The organism is Entomospira culicis (assembly GCF_028748145.1).
GTDB lineage: Bacteria > Spirochaetota > Spirochaetia > WRBN01 > WRBN01 > Entomospira > Entomospira culicis.
Genome location: NZ_CP118181.1, coordinates 383,921 through 404,129, shown reverse-complemented (window position 1 = coordinate 404,129; position 20,209 = coordinate 383,921). Strand labels below are relative to the sequence as shown.

Below are 20,209 nucleotides of genomic sequence, written 5' to 3'. Positions count from 1 at the left end.
TTCTCCTCTTCTCTCTATCGTCCACCAGCAAGCATTTCTGCCTCTCGATCATTCTCCAAGCCCAAACGATGCACGCGCTCCTCTAAGCTTTTTTGATCCATCATAAATTGATAAGTCTGCAACACTAAGCCACGAACTTGCATAATATTATCTCGACTAAGCCCAAGACTCTCTAAGTTAGAGATAGTGTCATAACGTCCACCCAAAGTACGCTCTAAAACACCGCCCAAAACACTCGAAAGCGCCATTAAAATCTCCAAACTACGCTCCAAAATCAGAGAAACCTGACGTTCAATCAAATCCACCACGCCGGCTAACCCATGCACGCGATCGCCACGGGTATAATCCTGTAACTGTAAATAAAAATATCCGTCTGCTGGGGAAATTGCTTGAGAAAATTCTTGTATTTCTTTTTTTAGTAAAGGAATAGAGACCAATGCATCTGCTAACTCTTGAGCATTAGCGCGCTTAATAAAAAGTCCCTCATCATAGAGCTTTTGGATAGCGTACTCCGCACGAGAGGTATAAATTTCACGAAAAAAACGCGTTAAAAGAGCCAAACTGCCCACATAAACAGGACGAAAAATCTCTCTTGACCAAATCTTTCCATCATATCCAGGCAACGGCAATGTCTCGCTAAGCCCGTAAAAACCCTTTATTTCTACCTGTAGCGCGATAAATTTTCGCTTAACCAAATATGCCTGAAAAAGACGTAACGATCGTTGTTGCCAAAATTTACGATACAAAATAAACCAATCTTCTCCGCCACCAATGCTTTGTGGTTCATAAAAATAATCGTCATCAACAATCGAAAGAATGTCGGTTAGAGGGATCTCTTTAAATTTACGAAAATGAAGAATAAGTTCCTCAACCTTCAGCATATCTTGCTTCAATAAAGCAGGAATCTCTGCAACAGCTATACCCTGACGTGCATAACTAAATAAAAAAATTGTCTGCATTAGCTCTCTGTTAGGTAAAAATTCAACAGAACTTATAATGTTGTTTAATTTTTTTAACTGCTTAAAAATAAGCTTAATGGTACACGTATTATCTGTCGAGTAACTCGCAATAACTTTTTCATAGTTAAAAGAGACAAGTCTCTCTAAATAATTTAACCCACGTGCATAAGCATAGAGCTTATCCTTTAGATCATTGTTAATATCTCGAAAACTCTTCTCAAGATTTTCTTCAATCAAAATGCGTGCTTTCGTATTGATATCGTTATCTTCTGCATTTTCGAAAAAATCCGCAGAAAATATCTTATCAGGGTCTGTTGTGAGCAACAGTTTTTCTTGCAAAACTGGTTGAACCACGCCTACCAAATAAGCATTATATTCACGGCGATGTTCACCAACTACATCTTCCATAGGATTCTTTAAAAAATCTAGTGCATGTGCTAAATTAGCCAAAAGCAAACAAAAATCAGACTTAAAGCGATTTTTACCAAAATCAACATACTTTCCAGATTCGGTAACAACTTTTCTCTTCAAACGTGTAAGAAGACTTTGATGTAGAACCTCTTCTTTACTTCGCTTATCGAAATAAGCAATAAATCGAAGCCACAGCTTTGCCCAAAAACCCATGCTTTGGTAAATTTCACTTAAGGAGATAGTAGACCTTTCTTCAGCTTCTCTCTGCAAAAGAAAACTGTCCTCTTCTTGAGGAGAGTCAGTGGGCATCCTTTCGAGCATGCTCTTACGCTCTTCTGCAGAAAGCGACGATACCAATCTGTCAAAAATAGGCGTATTCATAAAAATCTCCGATCAAACCAGATAGTCCCTACGGGGATCGAACCCGTATTTTGAGAATGAGAATCTCATGTCCTAACCATTAGACGAAGGGACCATAAAATATTCTAAATCAATCTATATGACCAAACTTTACTCTTCAACTCCCTGCCTGGCCTAAAAACAGCCACAGAATGACTATCAACTTTTAAGGTTTCACCAGTTCTAGGATTACGGGCGCGTTCTCTACCAACCCTATGTCTCAACTCAAATGTACCAAAACCTCTTAACTCAACAATACGACCACCAGCAAGCCCATCCTTAACTTCTGCAAAAAACTCTTCTATAACTTCATGAATTTCACTTTTGCTTACGGAATAAGACTTACTAGCCAATTTTTTCTCTATGTTATCGATAATCTCGGCTTTGGTCAACTTTGTCTGCAGACCACTCCCTTCAACTTCCATCATAAGTTACCTCAAACGAAGATACTTTTATACCTTCCCTAATTTATTCACTCTTTTCATGAGACGAGATTTTTTTCTGGCTGCAGCATTTTTTTTAATCAAACCTTTACGCGACGCTGTATCCAAATTTTTAATAACTAAACGAAGATTTTCAGGACTAACCTTACCCTCATCCAGATCGTACTCGAATTTTTTTACAACCGTTCGCACGGCGCTCTTTGAGCTACGATTATGAAGTCTTACTGACTTGGACTGACGATCTCGTTTTCTTGAATCTCGTGAATTAGGCATGTACTATCTCCTTTGAAAGCACTTACAACAAAGTTAAATTATCTAAAATCCGAAGGACGGCGTTCTTGACGCTTACACTTCTCGCACTCTGCAAGATGATTCATCTTACCAGATTGAAAAAGGCTTCTCATTTTTACTTCGCCACCGCAATTACAGAAGAACTTTTGTGCTCCTGAACCGATACGGCTATTCTTACTGACCTGTGCCATATTTTCTCCTACACTACAGTATGTAAAACTCTTGCTTAGAATAATCTATTTTCTATTTTTTGTCAATAGGCTAAACCCAAAAAGTGCGAAAATAATCTAACTATTTCTTTCTTATTAATAGTGCTCTTTTCTTTACAAATATTTGATTCTATGTTATTATGAGCTTATGATACAAAAACAAGTGAATACAGAAAAAGCCCCTAAAGCCATTGGGCCCTACGCCCAAGCTATTAAGACAGATGTTTTTATCTTTACCAGCGGCCAGCTAGGTATTGATCCACAAACTGGTGACTTTGTCAGTGCCGATGTGCAAGCCCAAACCAAGCAGATTTTCCACAATCTGCAGGCTGTCCTGCAAGAAGCCGGAAGTTCCCTAGACAAAGTGGTAAAAACCACCGTCTTCTTGAAAGATCTTAACGATTTTGTCGCCGTCAACGAGGTCTACGCCTCCTTCTTTCCCACCAACCTCCCAGCCAGAAGCGCCGTTCAAGTTGCGCGTCTACCCAAGGATGGGTTGGTAGAGATTGAAGTCATCGCGTTAGCCTAATGCATCGCAGAATCACTGCCACTTACGCGTAGGTGGTGATTCTGCCAAAACTATGCACTAACTCACCAGCATAACGTTTCGTCTGTGTATCGCCCTTGCTAGGCCAGCGTAGAATTACGTTTAACTCCTTATTGCTAGGCTCTTTCACATTGAGTTGTTGCGTGATAATTGTATCCATCCACGTGTTGTAATGTAAAAAATCGACCACCCCACTGCTTGCATCATACTTCATGACCATGCCCACATGCGTAAAGGGATCATCGCTGATGCCATTACCATTACGATCATATGTATCGTGAAAAAAGATCAAATCCCCCGCCTGAATCTCGCGCACCGCTACCTCTTCAGAAATCGCATGCAAGATTGCCGTGCCACTCATACCCGTTCGATAAGCCTTATTGAGCCGATTTGCCAAAGGAAAACCCGCCTCCGCAAAGATCGCGTTCATTGTCCCCGAGCAATCGCGCGTAAACCACTTGCCCCCACCACGACTCTCATTGCGTTGTTCAATCAGCTTGGCCGCCTCTAAAACCTTCACCATATCTACCGCTTGCGCCGAGACCGAAACGCTCCATAGCGTTAAAAATGCCATCACCATTAATGTCCGAACTAGTTTCATTTTTACTCCTGTAACCACTGTTGTATCACTTGCACCATCTGTAAAGTGATTGCTTCTACACGTTGTTCATCCTTAGCTAACTTAAAGTATGTCAACGCCTTAATAAAATCCTGTTTACTATAATAATAATCGCCCAATCGTGTCAAGCCGTCAACATAATTGACCGTAACAAAGATACGCTCCGCTGCCGTAATGTCGCCTGCCTGCCACATCTCATTTGCCTTGCGAATCAACAACACCCGATCGCGACTAGCCATCTCTACAGGCTTGCCCACGCGAATAAACCCATCTTTAGGGAGCATCGATATCGCTTTCTCCCGCTCATCTTTACTCATCTTATTTAGCTCCCCCAGCATAATCAAGAATCGCATCCGCCAGACGTTGCGCATCCGCTTGACGCTCAACAGGATCTAATAGATACTTAGCTTCACTCTTAGACATCGTGCGTACCTCCACCAAGAGCGAGGCATGCGCCGGATTATCCTTTAACACCAGATACTCATCGGCAAGGATACGCCCGCCCACAGCAAAACGAGAAATAATCTTCTCCGCCAGACGCTTCGTAGCATCACTATACTTAGCGGAGGCAAGAACCAATCCACTCACATCGCCACTATCGGCATGCAGACTCATGAAAATACTCTTCTCTTTAGGATGATTACGTAAAAAGCGTTGCGTAATCTCTACACGCTTACGCAAGCCCCAGCGCCCACCTACAGGCCGACGACTCTCTTTGGCATCGTTATACACCTCATTCTTTTGGTTGACAAAACTCTCCAAATCGCTATTTTCACGAATGGTATGATTAGGCGCTAAAATCGTCAAATCAACCTCGGCACCGTGTTGCACCAAAATCGCATAAAGACGCAATGCAATGTCGTAGACATACTCATCCTCCACCAAGTAGTAGGTTTTTCCTCCAATATTGACACTGCCCAAAGCGCCAGGATCATAGCCTCCATGCCCAGGATCGAGCATAATTTTATAGCCCTTTAGCGTATCGCTCAATACAGGTAGTTGCGCCACGTCTTCCTTAAAATTGGCATAAAGCAAACTCGCATCCGCATAATCACTCTCCACACTCGTCGCTTGCGGATCGGCGTAGTGCGCACTAGGTTGCACCGGAATCGTTGGTGGTCGACTAAAATAGAGCCGACTAGGCTGAAAATAGGCATACTTAATTTCGATAGGATCAATTAAGGGAGCAATTTCTTCTGCCACCTCCTCTTGGGGAAGATTATCCAGCTCAAAATTCTGGCTAGAACTATTATCCACCAACGGATCGCGAATGCGTAAACGCTGTCCTGATCGAATAATATCGGTATTGAGCGCGTTATACTGCATCAGTTGGTCAATGCTCACCCCATAACGACGCGAAAGCGAATAGAGCGTCTCTCCCTCTTGCACCAAATGCGTCTCCACTAGGTCGGGAATCAACATAATCGTCATCCCTTCCACCAAATTCTGTTTCGCAGAGATCCCCGAATATTGACGCATCTTTTCGGCACTTACTCCGTAAATATCCTCCAAAATCGCCCAACTCTCCCCAGCTTGCACCACATGCACCTTCTGGAGCGCAGCCGCAACGGGAATTTTGAGTTTGGTATATGCCCGAAGCGGACTCTCTTTGGTCATCCGATTAATCCGAAGCAAGACATCCAAAGGCACGCCACTCTTACGGCTCACCCCAAACCAGCCATCGCCAGGGGGCACCATATAAAAGTCATGAGGAATGATCAACTCTTGTCCCTCACGGATCGTGTTATCGGTTAGATTATTTACCAGCCGTAACTGCTCTTCGCTCACCCGAGATGCCTGACTAATGCCGAAGATCGTATCTCCTCGCTTCACCGTATAGGTAAGCGCACCCGCCGAGGCCATCACCAATAGTGTCGAAGTGAAGACAAAAAAGGAGAAGAGCAGACGTTTAATCAACAACTGGCGATCACGCTTCAAGTACCCTGGATAAATCTTACGCACCGGACGTCGCAATAAATGACGACCCATTCTTCTCTCCTCGCCCCCTTTTTTCCTCATTTTAGCTACGCAGATTTACTGATGACGCTGAAGTTCTGCCCAGCCACGCTGTGCCGTCACATTACCAGAATCTAAACGAAGCGCCTGTGCATAATCATTGAGCGCTAACTGCACCTGCCCCTGTCGTTGATAGGCGGCGGCGCGTTCATTGTAGCGAAAGGCACGCGTTGGTTCAAGGTCGATAGCACGGCTAAAGTCAGCAATTGCCAAGAGCAAATCGCCCTTTTTCTCCAGCAAGCGTGCCCGCTCGGCATAACGATGCGCCACATCGGGTTGTAAGGCAATCGCTCGGCTGTAATCGCGTAACGCGTTCTCATAATCCCCCTGTTCCATCAAAAAGTGCGCCCGACGCGCCACAATCGATGCATCTTCAGGAGCTAACTCAATCGCCTTGTTAAAGCTCTCTCGCGCCAGAGCATGCTCCCCACGTAGGGCTTGCCACTCGCCCCGTAGCGCATGATCGCTGGCAAATTTTGGCTCTTCCGTAATTAACTGCGCATAGGCATCAATGGCCTCTTGATTACGATTTTGGCTTCGATAAAATTCCGATCGCACACGCAAATAGGGCGCACTCTGGGGCGATCGCGCAAAACTTGCATCGGCACGCTCTCTATCCCCTAGTGCAAAGTAGAGCTTAGCTCGCTCAAATTCGATACGCTCTTTGGTATCTTGCTCCTTTGCCAAAGAGAGCGCCATATCATAATCCCACAAGGCAGTACGATAGCGATTAATCTTAACATAGGCATAAGCGCGCTCGGTATATCCGACAATCGATTTGGGGTCGGCGGCAATCTTTCGGCTATACCAAGGTAACGACTCCTCCCAAAAACCTTGATGGGCATACTCCCTAGCTACATAGTCAGCCAAGGCATAGCGACGCTCCACAGCCACCAACTCAATAGCAGTACGATAATCGCTCTCTGCCCCATCTAAGTCTCGATGACGCAAGTAAAAACCCGCACGTGCCAAAAGCGCCTGTAACAACGCCTCATCACCCTTAAGCGCAGCCACATCGATAGCGCGATTGTAGGCAGCATGGGCTTGCGTAGATAAACTTAATCGTTCTAAATTCATGGCGTGTTGAAGCTCAATTTGCGAAAAATCGGTAACAAAAACGCGATCCTCACGTTTCTCTTCCAACACCTCCACCCGTTGTGTCTCTAAGCGTGGCTCTTCAATATTATCAGGAACAACCGGCGACGATCGTTCCGCTTGGAGATCGCTCTCGTGGGGCAATCCATCAGCAGACGGAACGCCCTCTGGAGCAGGCTCGCGATCATCAAGATGCTCATCGATCCAATCCAATGCATATCCTTTATAACCCATAAAAGATAACATGAGTAAAAATGTCATTATATTCCGTTTCATACTCCATTTATCGACACTCACCTAGACGAAAATTGACCCAAACGCCCGATTCTTTCCAAAATTCGTCCACGCCAACGGCTTGACATCTTGGCGCGGGCAACCTATAATAGGAAAAATGAATACGCCATTGCTCTTTGAAAATCATGAAATTTGGATCTTTGCCAAACCCGCAGGGCTCGCCGTGCAACCGGGTAAGGGGGTAGCTTACTCGCTGGTAGAGCACTTAACCAGCCTCTTTGAGCAGAAGATCTACCCCGTACACCGCCTTGATGCCGCCACCCAAGGGCTGATTATCATCGCCAAGCGTCCAGCTAGCGCCTATCACTATAGCCAACTTTTTAGCCATCCTACCGCTATCCAAAAGATCTATCATGCCGTGGTTTGGGGCGATGCACCTAGACAGATGGTGGCGGAAGAGGCGATTATGGTACACAATAAAAGTAAGCGCGCCAAGTCGATCATCCAAAAAGTAGAGCGCTGGCAACCCCACGCTTCACTGCTCAAAATCGAGCTACAGTCAGGGCGCATGCACCAGATTCGTATCCACCTAAAGAACCAAAATCTGCCTATCATCGGCGACACCAAATATGGCAACTTCGCCCTCAATCGCACCCTAAAAAGCCCACTCGCGCTCTACGCTAGCGAGTTGATTATCCCCAGCAAAAATATCCACGTCCAACTACCCATCAAACAAGAACTCCACCAACTCAAGCGCGCCATTACCCAACTCAATATCTAAAAATTTCGACACGAAAGCACCCGCCTTATCGTTTTAAGGCAAGTGCTTTATTATCTTTTTACTTTTGATAAAAATCTTGCAAAAATTGTACCACGCTTGGGCGTAAGCCAGCAAGTTCGATAATTTTATCGATCGATCCAACCGACTTAGCGCGCTCAATATTGTGCGTCTGATCGAATTCCACCGCCAGCTCTTGTTGCTTCTCCAAGTAAATCTCTTGATAAAGATCGCTCATCTGACGCGAATCTAACTGCTTCTCCCGATGCGCCCGTTGCCAGCGTTCATCCGCAAGGGTTCGCTTCGCCACCAACGCCGGAAAGACCACCGCAGCTGCGGGCGCTCCGCCAATCACCGAGGCAAACGCCCCACTCAATGCATACGTGGTAATCTGGCTATTGAGCATCTTAGAGAAGACAACATACGCCCCACCATGATAACGCGAGGTAACCACAAAGAGGATAGGACCTTTAAAGTTGACCATCGCCCGACCAATCTCGGCGCCCCACTCCAGTTGACGCAAGCGTAGCGATTCAGGAGAGCCATCGAAGCCCGACAAGTTCGCTAAAATCACCAAAGGCAACCGATCGGAGAAGATATTAACCGCGCGTGCTAACTTATTACTTCCCAAAGGATAGAGCGTTCCACCCGAATAGGTTGCAGGGCCATCGCCACTAATCTGTCCATGACGCGCCTGCGGATGACTCTCAATACCAATCAACCCACAAGCATACCCCCCAATCCGGCTCTGCCACACCACCACGCCTTGCGCATTGGCCATCATTGCCATACGCTCCAAAGGCTCGCTATCTTGATCGCAGAGGGCGCGCATCACTTGCCGCATCGAGAAAGGTTTCTTCCGCTCGCCATTAAGATCCTCACTAAAGATATCATCAATCTTCTGGAATCCCGCTTCAAAGGCATCTTCATAAGGCATCAACCCGATATCGCGCGTCGCAGGATCGTCGCTAACCAGCTTGGCAACCTTTTCTCCTTGTTTCGCATAAAAAGTCGCATAATGACGTAACAAAATATGATAGGCCTCTTTGAGCGTGGGTGCGTAGATTTGCGCCTCACCATTGGGCAACATGATTGCCTGTGCCCCGCCGATCCCTAAGTTGTCGCTTGCCGAAACCGCACCAGCAAAGTCCAGCGCACGCTTACCCGTAAGCAACATACTGCCCATATCAGTCATAATCAAGAGACCACGCGTGTGCATCAACATCGTGGCTTCGGCATTCCAATACGACTGCGCGCCCACATTGATTCCACTGACAATAATATTGATCTCGCCCCCCGCTTGGGTAAATTCGATGATGCGCCGTAAGACCGCCGCCGTCCAATCCAGATTCTCCGTACCAGAATCTAGCGTAATCTTCGCGCCCGAACTCAAGGGTAACCACTCCACCGGCAAGCCCAGCTCACTGGCCATATCCAACACCGCAATCACCCGACGCGCCTCTGGTTCAGCAAGCGACCCCATATCTTGCGTGGCATCCGAGAGAATCATCATCCGTTGATAAAGCACCCCTTGGCTCTCTTGCTCGATAGACCCAACCACCACATTCGCACGGTTCAAGGCGATATCACGCTCCACCACTTGCAACCTAAAACTAGCATCGTCCACCAGATCATACTCCACAAAGCGTGCCTTGGGCAGACCAAAATCCCCATTCTCCAAAAATTTGATCAGTTCATATGGATAGAAGAGACCGCGAGCATGCGCGCGCATCACCTTACTATCATAGTGATTTTGCAACTTAAGAGGCTCGGTCTTGGGCACACGTCGTACCAAACTCATCTGCTGAATCGATCCCGAAGGCGTCAGCGTCAGCTCTTCTTGTTCACCATTAAGATGCGTGATATACACCGAAACACGCTCAATACCCAGTTCCGTATCAAGTAATTTTTGGGTAAGATCGAGGCTGTACTGCCCAATCTCCTCCATCAGTGCATCGATAGGCTGTTGTACGAAGATAAGAATACGATTCCAGTAAAGACGCTTTTTACGTTGCAATTGCGCCTGTCTTAATGCAAAAACTCCCTCCGAAAGCGACTCTTCCAAGCCCAAAAGATGGACTCGCTCGCCCATAATCGGCCGAAGTGCCTCCACACTCATATAAAGAATAAAGCGCTCATCTTTGGCTTGCTCGTGCGCCTGCGCCAAAATCAAACCCATCGTACTGCTCAACTTTTGGTGCTTTAACGCGAAAGGAGCTAAGCGATAGAGACGTAGCTGATGAAAATGAAAGAGATTAAAATCTAAGTAGATCGGGTCAATCTGCCAACCCTCAGGGGTTCGATAGTAATGCTGATAGCGTAAACCCATGGCTCCAGCTTCTGTACTCAAAAAGGTGATACGTACTAAAGAGGTTGATGCCTTTGCCTCTAAGTGCTCAAGCACTTGCGCCAATGACTGTGCCGTATGCGCATGGCAGATTAGGAGGAGGTGTTCGGCTTGACTCTCCAACAATAATTGCGCATCACGCTCCATACTTTGATAGGCAATCATCGAGGCCCGTACTGCGTGCGCGTCGTAATCTTGGTAGGTAAATTCGAAATAATTTGGACGATAAAATCCCACCACCATCGCTCGACCTAAAAAGAGTCGATTAGCCAAAATCTCCATGCCCAAGTGTTCAAAAATCCCGCCATCAATACGGGCAAAGAGCTCCATCTCGCTCACTGGTCCATACTTCATTGCCAAAGGCATTAGCTCATCTTTATGCCGAGGGTACTGGCTCATCATCTCAAAAACGCGCTGAAAACGCACCACCTTATCGCTAGCCAGCGCCTTAAGCTCTTGCGTCGTAAAGTGATGATAGATAAAGTCTTGCGCCACCACCGAGAGCGAGTTGTGCATCTTCACAATCGCCTGCAGATCATCCACCATAAAGCGATCGTTTAGATTAATATCTTTAACATGCACAAAGAGATATTGTAACACTTTCTCCTGTTCTGCCTTGCGTGCGTATGCCTGATAGAGACGATAGCCCAACCCCAAAATCTCTGCACGTTCGAGCTTTTGGTAGCGTTTGCCATACAGGCTAGCTAAGCAAGTCATCAATGCTTGCAACTCCTCTGTAGCCTCGCTTAACGGCAACCCACGCAAGAGGCGTAAAAATCCTTCGCGGTACGAAATTGCGTTGCTATCACTTATCGGCTCATGCGAAAAGAGCTGGTGCGTCATCACGTAAAAAGGAAGCGCGCTGGCCAAAATTTCGCTCTCGGCAGTAACCGCATGAATAATGCTCGGTGAAGCAACATAACCACTCATCAGCGCCTGCACCTCCAGCTCATCCAGAGGCATCTCGCCAAAGAGACCAGCAAAGATATCGCTCTTAACGGTTTGCGTTTGCGCCTCCCCTTGCGACTGCTCTTCAATCTTCATCAAAATCGCACCCGCCATCACCTGCTGACCCACGTCAACCTTAATGCTACTGACCACGCCATCCACCGAGGCATAGACAGGCATCTCCATCTTCATCGCCTCCATGTAAAGCAGAAGATCGCCACTACGTACAAGGCTCCCCACCTCCACCGCAAGCGAAAGCACCACCCCCGGCGAGGCGGCGGCAATCATGCCATAGCTATCACTATCCACAAGATAAGAACTCTGCCCCAACTCGATACGCCAAAGCATGCCACTGGCGCTTACCTGCACCGTCATGGAATCGCCAGCAAAACCCAGAAGCGCCCGCTGATGCGCCTCACGCTGATAGGTGTAAAGATACTGCTGATTATTATAACGAACCACAAAGAGATTCGCCCAAAGCGCCCGCACCTCTAACTGATAGCGCTGTTGCGCCAAGGTTAAGACGATCGATTGCTCCTTAAAGAGCTTAACATCACGCGGTTGCCCCAAAGAGCGCACCTCTTGCACAAAGATCTGCTCCTCACGCTCCTCACGCAAGAGATAAGTTTCGGCAGCCACCACCAAAAGCGCATGCACCGCATAATCCATCGAAATGGTACGTTGCGATAGATACTCCTCCACAAAACGTGTACTCACCCCACCAGCTATCACCTTGGGATGATTCAACAACTCAAGCGCAAAGAGTCGGTTCGTAGTTCCACCCTTAATCGCGATAAAGGTCTCCTCGATGGCGCGCTTGAGTCGAGCTATCGCCTCGGAACGATCGCTTGCACGCACGATAATCTTGGCTACCATACTATCAAATTTAGAAGAGATCGTCGAGCCCGTGGCAATGCTTGAATCAACCCGAACTCCCAAGCCCGCGGCCGGCTTAAAGTAGCGCACAAAGCCTGGAGCTGGCTTAAATTCTTGCATGGCATCCTCGGCGTTAAGACGAAGCTCCATGACATGACCATATGGCGTGCGATCATAGTGGGCGATGCTCTTGCCTTGGGCGATATCGATTTGCGCTGCCACTAAATCAATTTGGTAGAGCTCCTCGGTAATCGGATGCTCCACCTGTAGACGCGCATTGACCTCCATAAAGTAGGCGGCTTGACGCTCCACATCGTAAATAAATTCGACCGTGCCTGCGCCCTCATACTTAGCCTGCTCCAAAAGACGCTTTGCCGAAGCCTCCATCTCCAAAAGCACATCAGGGTCGACGTTGATAGGTGGGGTCTCTTCGATAATCTTTTGATTACGCCGTTGCACACTACAGTCGCGCACGCCAAAGGTCTTCACATTCCCGTGATAGTCGCCAATCGCCTGCACCTCAAAGTGGCGCGCCGTGGCTACCAATCGCTCCATAAAGAGAATATCCGTGCCTGTAAAACGAATCGTCTCCTCACGTGCCGAATGATAAGCATCAGCAAGATCGCTCGCTTGCCATACAAACCGAATGCCACGCCCCCCCCCCGCATTACTTGCCTTGAGGATCACCGGATAACCAATCTTATCTGCCCACTCCTTGGCGTGTTCCAGCGAAGTGATCGACTCCCCTGACCAAGGTGTTACCGCGACATTACTATGCACGGCCAACGCCTTACTATTGATTTTATCGCCCAAAGAAGACATACTCGCCGAGGAAGGGCCTAAAAAGATCAAATCAGCCTGCTCAAGCTTAGAGACAAAGATCGTATCCTCACTGACAAAACCCCAGCCCGCCCAAACGGCATTACAGCCACTTTTGGTGAGAGCGTAGAGCAGTAGCTCGTGCGAAATATAGGCACTCTCTGCCACCGGCTCTTGGCTAAAGCTCGATAGAGGATAAGCATAGTCGGCCTCTTGCACAAAGAGCGCCTGCTCTTCTTCGTCAATATAGAAAGCAACACTGCTAAAATTCGTCTTATGTTTGAGATTGTACTCTTTTAGTGCGCGGATGAAACGCATCGCCGCCTCACCACGGTTGATAATTCCAATCAACGCTCCATCTTCCAATACTGGTCGCATCTCTTATCTCCTCTGCTCACATAGATTGAACGCTTCCGCTAAGCCATACCCAGCGCCTGCACGATCCTTCTTTTGAGTATCGTCTTAAGCTAGGCAATAACTCAAATTTTTATCATACAATCGCATATACAGAATTCATTATAGCACACTTTAAATATAAATACAAGCAAATATATTATCGATAAAAAAATAAAGATGAGTTAAAAATTAGCTATTTTCGGAATAATTCGCTCTTTTCCTCACAACTTTTTTATAAAATTTTGATGCACCCCTTGACCAAAGAGTAAAGAATCTTCTATAATAAAGGCGATTTTAAGTTAGATTGTCAAAAGGGGATTCAATAAATGTTAAACATGATTTTATTGGTATTTTCCCTTGCTTTCACATTTTTTATTGGTTGGATCAGTCGCTGGTTCTACGCTAAGGCGCAAGCCAAAAGCTCCGAACAACAAGCCCTCAAAAATATTGCTCAAATCCAGAAGGAAGCCGAAAACGAACGTAAAGAGCTCCTCTTGGATGCCCAAAGTCAATTAGTTACTGAACGAAAAACCCAAGAAAAAGAGTTACGCGATCAACGTCAAGAGCTCCAGCGTCTTGAAAGTCGTCTCCTTAGCAAAGAGGACAACCTTGATCGAAAAATGCAAGCAACGGAAAAGAAATTGCAGAGCCTCTCCCACAAAGAGAAGCAATTAGAAGAGAAAGAGCATGCTCTCGAAGCACTGCTCACCCAACAACACCAAGAGCTCGAACGCGTCGCAGGGCTCACCATCGAAGAGGCCAAAGAGCAACTCATCCTTGCCATGGAAGATGAGGCGCGTCGTGATGCCAGAACCCTCATCGGTAAGATCGAGCAAGAGACCAAGGAGACCGCCGAAAAGAAAGCGCGCGACATCCTTGTTACCACCATCCAGCGCCTTAGCGCCGAGGTTACCTCCGATATTACCGTTACCGCTGTCAGCCTGCCCAACGACGAAATGAAAGGTCGCATCATCGGGCGAGAAGGTCGCAATATTCGCACCCTAGAGACGCTCACCGGTGTCGATATCATCATCGATGACACCCCAGAGGTTCTCGTGCTTAGCGCCTACGATCCCGTGCGTAAAGCCATCGCCAAGGCCGCCATTGAGCGTCTAGTCAGCGATGGGCGCATTCACCCCACGCGTATTGAAGAAGTTGTACAAAAAATCACCAAAGAATTCAATCAGCTCATCTTTGAAGAGGGCGATAAAGCCGCCTTTGAGCTGGGTCTTACCAACCTTAGCAACGAGACCTTACGCGTACTTGGTCGCCTGCACTTCCGCTCTAGCTATGGACAGAATGTACTTGCCCACAGCAAAGAAGTCAGTAAGATTGCTGGCATGATTGCCGCCGAAGTAGGTGCTAATCGTGAAGTCTGTAAACGCGCCGGTCTCTTCCACGATGTCGGTAAAGGTGTCGACACCGATGGTGATGGTAATCATGCCGAGGTCGGTGCTGAGCTCATGAAAAAATTAGGCGAAAAAGAAGCCGTTGTTCATGCTATTATGGCGCACCATAACGATGTGGAACCGCGCACCCCAGAAGCGATCATCATTCAAGTTGCCGATGCCATCTCCGCATCGCGTCCTGGGGCAAGACGCGAAACCCTCGACGGCTATATCAAACGACTTGAAGCACTCGAGAAGATCGCCAATAGCTATCAAGGCGTCGAACGCGCCTTCGCCGTGCAAGCGGGGCGAGAGTTACGCATTTTAGTCAATCACGAGGATATTTCTGATGAAAAAATGCGCGTCATGGGGCAAAAGATCGCCACTCAAATCGAGAACGAACTCAAATACCCCGGACGCATCCGCATCACCCTCATGAGAGAGACGCGCGTCATTGAATACGCCAAATAATTTTCAACAAAATAAAAAATCACACCAATCGCGTGTGATTTTTTATGCTTTATAACAAATGCTAAAGGAGTACATTATGTCCCTAAAAACCCTCATGATTGGCGATATTGTTGGGCAATCTGGCTTGCGCCACCTCTTCTTCTCTTTACCCAAACTCAAAAAAATCTATCAGCCCGACCTCATCATCGTCAACGGTGAAAACACCAATAAAGGATTTGGCATTCTTCCCGAAGAAGCTGATCTCATGCTCCAACAAGGCGTCGATGTTATCACCAGTGGTAACCATATTTGGCAACATGAATCGCTCTTAACTCACTACTGGCAACACGAATCTCGCCTTTTACGCCCACACAACTACCCTTCGCCATCGCCTGGTAGCGGTTATCTTATTCTTGAAAAAAAGCACAAAAAAATCGCCGTAGTCAATCTACAAGGCCGACAACTTATGCCACACATCATTGATGCGCCCATAGAAACGATGCAAAAACTCCTAAAAATCTTCCATAAAGAACATGTAGAATCAATTTTTGTCGATTTTCATGCCGAGTTAGTCAGTGAAAAAGAGACTATCGCACTCGCTTTCGATGGGAAAATTACTGCACTGGTTGGAACTCATACGCATACGCCCACGATGGATGAAAAAATTCTACCCCAAAAAACTGCCTACATCAGCGATTTAGGCATGGTAGGCGCAACTCCAAGTATCATTGGTGGGGAAATTTCGGCATCTCTGCGAAGAGCTATTTCCCAAATTCCTGGACGTGCCGAGGAAATACAAGAGAGTACGCATAATATTCTCTATGGCGTCCTTATTGAGAGTGAAGCGGGGAAAGCCACCCATATTAACCGTGTAGTTTTTTAATTTTAATCATGATTTATTTTAAAAAAGAAGTTTTATTCTAAAAAATAGGGCTTATAAATAAAAAAAGACTCATTTTGAGTCTTTTTAATATAACCCTTTAATATAGGGAAATATAAAAAGAAAAGGAAAGAGATACGCTTGAGTGAAGTCATTGGTCTAGTTTAAAGTTTAGATGTGTACTACATCTACTATTACCTTTCTCTTAGAAAGGAGGTGATCCAGCCGCACCTTCCGGTACGGCTACCTTGTTATGACTTAACCCCCCTTACTAGTCCCACCTTCGGCGCCGACCTCCTTACGGTTAATCTAGCGACTTCGGGCAGACCCAATTCGGGTGGTTTGACAGGCGGTGTGTACAAGGCCCGGGAACGTATTCACCGCGCCATTCTGATGCGCGATTACTAGCGATTCCAACTTCATGCAGTCGAGTTTCAGACTGCAATCCGAACCGAGGCTGGCTTTTTGAGGTTTGCTCCACGTCACCGCTTTGCTTCTCTTTGTACCAACCATTGTAGCACGTTTGTAGCCCTGGATATAAAGGCCATGCTGACTTGACATCATCCCCACCTTCCTCCAGCTTGTCGCTGGCAGTCTCTCTAGAGTCCTCAACTTAATGTTAGCAACTAAAGATAGGGGTTGCGCTCGTTGCGGGACTTAACCCAACACCTCACGGCACGAGCTGACGACAGCCATGCAGCACCTGTATAGCGGTTCCCGAAAGAACTCCACCATCTCTGATGAATCCCACTATATGTCAAACCCAGGTAAGGTTCCTCGTGTATCATCGAATTAAACAACATGCTCCACCGCTTGTGCGGGCCCCCGTCAATTTCTTTGAGTTTCACCGTTGCCGGCATACTCCCCAGGCGGTACACTTATCGCGTTAGCTTGAGCACTGATCCATGTCAGACCAATGCCTAGTGTACATCGTTTACGGTGTGGACTACCAGGGTATCTAATCCTGTTTGCTCCCCACACTTTCGCGCCTCAGCGTCAATTATCCCCCAGAAACTTGCTTTCGCCTTTGGTGTTCCTTCTAATATCAACAGATTCCACCCCTACACTAGAAATTCCAGTTTCCTCTAGGTAATTCAAGTTAAACAGTTTCCATTGCCTTCCCTCAGTTAAGCCGAGGTATTTGACTACAGACTTGCTCAACAGCCTACGCGCCCTTTACGCCCAATAATTCCGAACAACGCTCGCTCCTTCCGTATTACCGCGGCTGCTGGCACGGAATTAGCCGGAGCTTATTCATGGATTAACGTCATCATCAGGGCATTCCACTCCCCAACTTATTCCTCATCCATAAAAGAACTTTACAACCTCTCGGCCTTCTTCGTTCACGCGGCGTCGCTCCATCAGACTTTCGTCCATTGTGGAAGATTCTTAGCTGCTGCCTCCCGTAGGAGTCTGGGCCGTATCTCAGTCCCAATGTGGCCGTACACCCTCTCAGGCCGGCTAACTATCGTCGCCTTGGTGAGCCTTTACCCCACCAACTAGCTAATAGTACGCAGACTCATCTAACAGCGACACAATTGCGTCTTTCCTCTACAACCACAGTCGTAGAGCTTATTCGGTATTACCCACCATTTCTGATGGCTATCCCCAACTATTAGGTAGATCATCCACGCGTTACTCACCCGTTCGCCACTCTAGCCGATATAAATACCGGTTACCGTTCGACTTGCATGCTTAAGACGCGCCGCTAGCGTTCGTTCTGAGCCAGAATCAAACTCTCCATGATTTATGAACTCTGGATTGCTCCAAAGTCTTTTTCAATTATCATTAACAATTTATTCTTTAAACTCAACTTCTTGACTTCAAACCCAAGCGTATCTCTCTCCCTTCCCTATTCATAAACAAAGCACTCAAGACTCTTCTCATCATCTTCGTTACTTTGGACTGGCAAACTCATGTTTCTTTCAACCACTCTTGCTCGCTTCATCCTCCATTACTATAACCCATCGCCTAACTTTTGTCAACCCATTTTCTCGAAAAAAGTGAAAAAATATTTCAAAAAATCCATAACTCTATGATAACAAACAACTTAAAATTGAAAAAATATTTCATATCGGTACGATAAATTTCGCATAAGACCATGTCAAGCTATGGTAAATTATTTAAAACCCACGATATCAACACCACAAACACAATAAACCAGCGCCAAAGTAGCAACTCTAGTACCACATAAAACCAGCGTATCGCCTTGGTGCGGATCATAACTCCTTTGTTTACCTTGCTGGCCGGGAGCCGTCTTTGTGTTATACTAAAGCCAAGCGACAAGAGCACGCTCGCTAGCGTCGCGCTTATCATCCATATCCAAGTCTGAATGTTTATACCCAAGAAAGTATACGAACGTGGATTCCTTGATAAAGGCTTAACAGGAAAAAAGTAATCAACCACCCCATTCAAGAAAGAAGGAATAACATTCGCCATCTTTAGGAATACTGGAATAAACGTTAGGACTGCCACTATCCACACCACCCTATTAAGTATGCTGGTAAAGTAGCGCTTGCTCATTCGCTGGCTATGGCGATAGTAGCGCATGGTTAGCGTTAAAGGCAGGATAATGATAAAATTTGGGAGAATCATCTCGCGCAAAACAAACCCAAAACCACCCCAGCCCACATTTGGCTGAGCAATAGTCACGACCATCAACCCCACCACAGAGAGAGCAAGCAGCAACCATAGCATCATCTTTTTTATCATATTAAACTCCTTATCTATTTACTTTTGATCTCACCAAAGTGATGAGCTTCGGCGCGCTCTTTGTTGTGTCGATCTCGCTGATCGCTAAAGAAGCGCGTCAAGATCAGAGCCCCGATTAACGAGACGACCATCATATGCAAAAGCGACTGCTCCGTATAATGCGCCAGCCATGCCTGCGCCAACAGGTAGTGGACTAATCTCGCCCACTGCTTCTTCACCAAAGAGACGATCAACCCCACGATGATCAAGAAAAAAATCAAGGCAATCACCACCAGCACCGTATTATAATCATCCTCATCGTGCTTCTTTTTTGGTATCGCTTGCCCTAAGGCGTTAGCCGAGATAATGCGCTTGAGGCGTAGCAATAGCCACCCACCCATCCAGAGTACAATCGGTAAGAGGCTACGCCAACGGTCAAGATTATACTCCTCATAGAGTCTCGTAATGTGGGATATCTGCAAACTTAGCCACGCTATCCATGCCCAAGGAAGCATACTGATGCCCACAAACAAGAGCATGCCACTCCCCAGCATTACCAACAGATGGAAAGGCACTGCACCTAACCAAGCAAATTCCTTTTTTATACGCATGCATCCCTCCTCTTGTCTATCTTAAGAATACTTTTTATTGTAAACAATACTCTTCGCACTGTCAATAAAATGACTGGATATAGACATTTTACCCCGTTCTCGACTAAGCGTTGACTATTTTTTATCCTTACGATATGATGATATTTATACAAACTTATGAGAAAAGGAAACCGTTATGCCTAACAAATTCATCATTTTTTCGATTCTGTTGCTCGTAGCAGGATGCGCCTCCTCTCCTAAAGAAAAAGAGGATAGCGATAGCAACACCACCCCCAGCTCCACCCAGTCCACCGAAGCATCCACCCATCAGCGCCCCAACAACGACGTGAATTACGGTGTGCTTTACTATGCAATACAGGCGCCAGCATCTGCTAATGCTTCGATTCCACAGGGCAACTTTGATGACACCATCCCTGCCTTCGAGCAATCCTTACGGGATCAAGGCATCTTTATCTTCAAGGCTGCCAGACGCGTCATCTCCTATCGTAATGATACCGACACGTTTATTGTTGATTACGCGACAGGACAAGTAAGCCGACAAATTGCAGAGGCATCCGAGGAGGAGCCTAACGAGATCCTCCTCAACATGCACCGCGCCAACGGGTCAAACAACTTTGACCAGTGGAGCATCAACGACTCCGACATTAAGGCGCTCAATGCCACCCTCAAGAGTGCAGGTCTCGAACAAGCCAAGAGTGGCGATGCCATTAAAGTGCTTTTTATCATCCGCTCTTCTAGCTCGGAGCAGGCACGCACCCACTACATTCAAACCATCAAAACCTTGAGCTACACGCTCAACTAA

The 20,209-nt window shown here is 46.7% G+C and carries 16 protein-coding genes, 1 tRNA gene and 1 rRNA gene; 5 read left to right on the top strand and 13 right to left on the bottom strand.

The annotated features are described in order from the left end of the window. Positions 1-14: 14 nt before the first annotated feature. The 5 genes from PVA46_RS01925 to PVA46_RS01905 all read right to left on the bottom strand — a co-directional run bounded on the left by PVA46_RS01925 (position 15) and on the right by PVA46_RS01905 (position 2,694). Positions 15-1,751: a DUF5312 family protein gene (locus PVA46_RS01925; RefSeq protein ID WP_167695088.1), complete on the bottom strand. Its 1,737-nt coding sequence runs from the start codon at positions 1,749-1,751 to the stop codon at positions 15-17. 22 nt (positions 1,752-1,773) lie between these two features. Then, positions 1,774-1,845 (bottom strand) — tRNA-Glu (locus PVA46_RS01920). A gap of 10 nt (positions 1,846-1,855) precedes the next feature. Continuing rightward, entirely contained in the window at positions 1,856-2,197 is a 342-nt protein-coding gene (locus PVA46_RS01915; protein WP_246226688.1) for an HU family DNA-binding protein, read from the bottom strand. A gap of 24 nt (positions 2,198-2,221) precedes the next feature. Next, positions 2,222-2,485, bottom strand: coding sequence for a 30S ribosomal protein S20 (rpsT, locus tag PVA46_RS01910; protein ID WP_167695087.1), 264 nt, complete (start codon positions 2,483-2,485; stop codon positions 2,222-2,224). Between the two features lie 38 nt (positions 2,486-2,523). Next, positions 2,524-2,694, bottom strand: a complete 171-nt coding sequence (locus PVA46_RS01905; protein WP_167695086.1) for a hypothetical protein — start codon at positions 2,692-2,694, stop codon at positions 2,524-2,526. 169 nt (positions 2,695-2,863) lie between these two features. Here PVA46_RS01905 and PVA46_RS01900 point away from each other — a divergent pair, with 169 nt between their 5' ends. Further along, positions 2,864-3,241 carry a RidA family protein gene (locus PVA46_RS01900; RefSeq protein WP_274360332.1) on the top strand — a complete coding sequence of 126 codons (378 nt, stop codon included), beginning with the start codon at positions 2,864-2,866 and terminating at the stop codon, positions 3,239-3,241. 22 nt (positions 3,242-3,263) lie between these two features. On the opposite strand, the gene PVA46_RS01895 is transcribed toward PVA46_RS01900, so the two are convergent. From PVA46_RS01895 to PVA46_RS01880, 4 genes are read right to left on the bottom strand one after another with little or no spacing between them, the layout of a single operon-like run. Next, positions 3,264-3,860, bottom strand: coding sequence for an NlpC/P60 family protein (locus PVA46_RS01895; protein ID WP_167695084.1), 597 nt, complete (start codon positions 3,858-3,860; stop codon positions 3,264-3,266). A gap of 2 nt (positions 3,861-3,862) precedes the next feature. After that, a complete protein-coding gene (locus PVA46_RS01890) occupies positions 3,863-4,195 on the bottom strand; it encodes an SH3 domain-containing protein (protein WP_167695083.1) in 333 nt (110 codons plus the stop codon). Position 4,196: 1 nt separating this feature from the next. Beyond that, positions 4,197-5,867 (bottom strand): LysM peptidoglycan-binding domain-containing protein, encoded by a 1,671-nt coding sequence (locus PVA46_RS01885; RefSeq protein WP_167695082.1) that lies wholly within the window; start codon positions 5,865-5,867, stop codon positions 4,197-4,199. Between the two features lie 45 nt (positions 5,868-5,912). After that, positions 5,913-7,265 carry a tetratricopeptide repeat protein gene (locus tag PVA46_RS01880; RefSeq protein WP_167695081.1) on the bottom strand — a complete coding sequence of 451 codons (1,353 nt, stop codon included), beginning with the start codon at positions 7,263-7,265 and terminating at the stop codon, positions 5,913-5,915. A gap of 115 nt (positions 7,266-7,380) precedes the next feature. Here PVA46_RS01880 and PVA46_RS01875 point away from each other — a divergent pair, with 115 nt between their 5' ends. Further along, the gene (locus PVA46_RS01875; protein WP_167695080.1) at positions 7,381-8,004 is read left to right on the top strand and encodes an RluA family pseudouridine synthase; all 624 of its coding nucleotides are present in this window, start codon (positions 7,381-7,383) and stop codon (positions 8,002-8,004) included. A gap of 58 nt (positions 8,005-8,062) precedes the next feature. Here the strand turns inward: PVA46_RS01875 and PVA46_RS01870 are convergent, their stop codons facing one another. Then, positions 8,063-13,369 (bottom strand): ATP-binding protein, encoded by a 5,307-nt coding sequence (locus PVA46_RS01870; protein ID WP_167695079.1) that lies wholly within the window; start codon positions 13,367-13,369, stop codon positions 8,063-8,065. A 344-nt stretch (positions 13,370-13,713) separates the two neighbouring features. On the opposite strand from PVA46_RS01870, the gene rny reads away from it, so the two are divergent. Together rny and PVA46_RS01860 are read left to right on the top strand one after the other, a co-directional pair. Next, positions 13,714-15,246: a ribonuclease Y gene (gene rny / locus PVA46_RS01865; protein WP_167695078.1), complete on the top strand. Its 1,533-nt coding sequence runs from the start codon at positions 13,714-13,716 to the stop codon at positions 15,244-15,246. Between the two features lie 76 nt (positions 15,247-15,322). Next, positions 15,323-16,108 carry a TIGR00282 family metallophosphoesterase gene (locus tag PVA46_RS01860; RefSeq protein WP_167695077.1) on the top strand — a complete coding sequence of 262 codons (786 nt, stop codon included), beginning with the start codon at positions 15,323-15,325 and terminating at the stop codon, positions 16,106-16,108. Between the two features lie 206 nt (positions 16,109-16,314). Here PVA46_RS01860 and PVA46_RS01855 read toward each other — a convergent pair. From PVA46_RS01855 to PVA46_RS01845, 3 genes are all read right to left on the bottom strand, one after another. Further along, positions 16,315-17,852 (bottom strand): 16S ribosomal RNA (locus PVA46_RS01855). A gap of 362 nt (positions 17,853-18,214) precedes the next feature. Continuing rightward, positions 18,215-18,817 (bottom strand): hypothetical protein, encoded by a 603-nt coding sequence (locus PVA46_RS01850; protein WP_167695076.1) that lies wholly within the window; start codon positions 18,815-18,817, stop codon positions 18,215-18,217. A 14-nt stretch (positions 18,818-18,831) separates the two neighbouring features. After that, a complete protein-coding gene (locus PVA46_RS01845) occupies positions 18,832-19,407 on the bottom strand; it encodes a hypothetical protein (RefSeq protein ID WP_167695075.1) in 576 nt (191 codons plus the stop codon). Positions 19,408-19,582: 175 nt separating this feature from the next. Here PVA46_RS01845 and PVA46_RS01840 point away from each other — a divergent pair, with 175 nt between their 5' ends. Further along, on the top strand, positions 19,583-20,209 hold the full coding sequence (locus tag PVA46_RS01840; RefSeq protein ID WP_167695074.1) for a hypothetical protein: 627 nt from the start codon (positions 19,583-19,585) through the stop codon (positions 20,207-20,209).

What these genes read in the sequence shown, in the direction of transcription:
- PVA46_RS01925 (WP_167695088.1), bottom strand. Translation starts at nt 1,751, where the DNA reads ATGAATACGCCTATTTTTGACAGATTGGTATCGTCGCTTTCTGCAGAA.
- PVA46_RS01915 (WP_246226688.1), bottom strand. Translation starts at nt 2,197, where the DNA reads ATGATGGAAGTTGAAGGGAGTGGTCTGCAGACAAAGTTGACCAAAGCC.
- rpsT (WP_167695087.1), bottom strand. Translation starts at nt 2,485, where the DNA reads ATGCCTAATTCACGAGATTCAAGAAAACGAGATCGTCAGTCCAAGTCA.
- PVA46_RS01905 (WP_167695086.1), bottom strand. Translation starts at nt 2,694, where the DNA reads ATGGCACAGGTCAGTAAGAATAGCCGTATCGGTTCAGGAGCACAAAAG.
- PVA46_RS01895 (WP_167695084.1), bottom strand. Translation starts at nt 3,860, where the DNA reads ATGAAACTAGTTCGGACATTAATGGTGATGGCATTTTTAACGCTATGG.
- PVA46_RS01890 (WP_167695083.1), bottom strand. Translation starts at nt 4,195, where the DNA reads ATGAGTAAAGATGAGCGGGAGAAAGCGATATCGATGCTCCCTAAAGAT.
- PVA46_RS01885 (WP_167695082.1), bottom strand. Translation starts at nt 5,867, where the DNA reads ATGGGTCGTCATTTATTGCGACGTCCGGTGCGTAAGATTTATCCAGGG.
- PVA46_RS01880 (WP_167695081.1), bottom strand. Translation starts at nt 7,265, where the DNA reads ATGAAACGGAATATAATGACATTTTTACTCATGTTATCTTTTATGGGT.
- PVA46_RS01875 (WP_167695080.1), top strand. Translation starts at nt 7,381, where the DNA reads ATGAATACGCCATTGCTCTTTGAAAATCATGAAATTTGGATCTTTGCC.
- PVA46_RS01870 (WP_167695079.1), bottom strand. Translation starts at nt 13,369, where the DNA reads ATGCGACCAGTATTGGAAGATGGAGCGTTGATTGGAATTATCAACCGT.
- rny (WP_167695078.1), top strand. Translation starts at nt 13,714, where the DNA reads ATGTTAAACATGATTTTATTGGTATTTTCCCTTGCTTTCACATTTTTT.
- PVA46_RS01860 (WP_167695077.1), top strand. Translation starts at nt 15,323, where the DNA reads ATGTCCCTAAAAACCCTCATGATTGGCGATATTGTTGGGCAATCTGGC.
- PVA46_RS01850 (WP_167695076.1), bottom strand. Translation starts at nt 18,817, where the DNA reads ATGATAAAAAAGATGATGCTATGGTTGCTGCTTGCTCTCTCTGTGGTG.
- PVA46_RS01845 (WP_167695075.1), bottom strand. Translation starts at nt 19,407, where the DNA reads ATGCGTATAAAAAAGGAATTTGCTTGGTTAGGTGCAGTGCCTTTCCAT.
- PVA46_RS01840 (WP_167695074.1), top strand. Translation starts at nt 19,583, where the DNA reads ATGCCTAACAAATTCATCATTTTTTCGATTCTGTTGCTCGTAGCAGGA.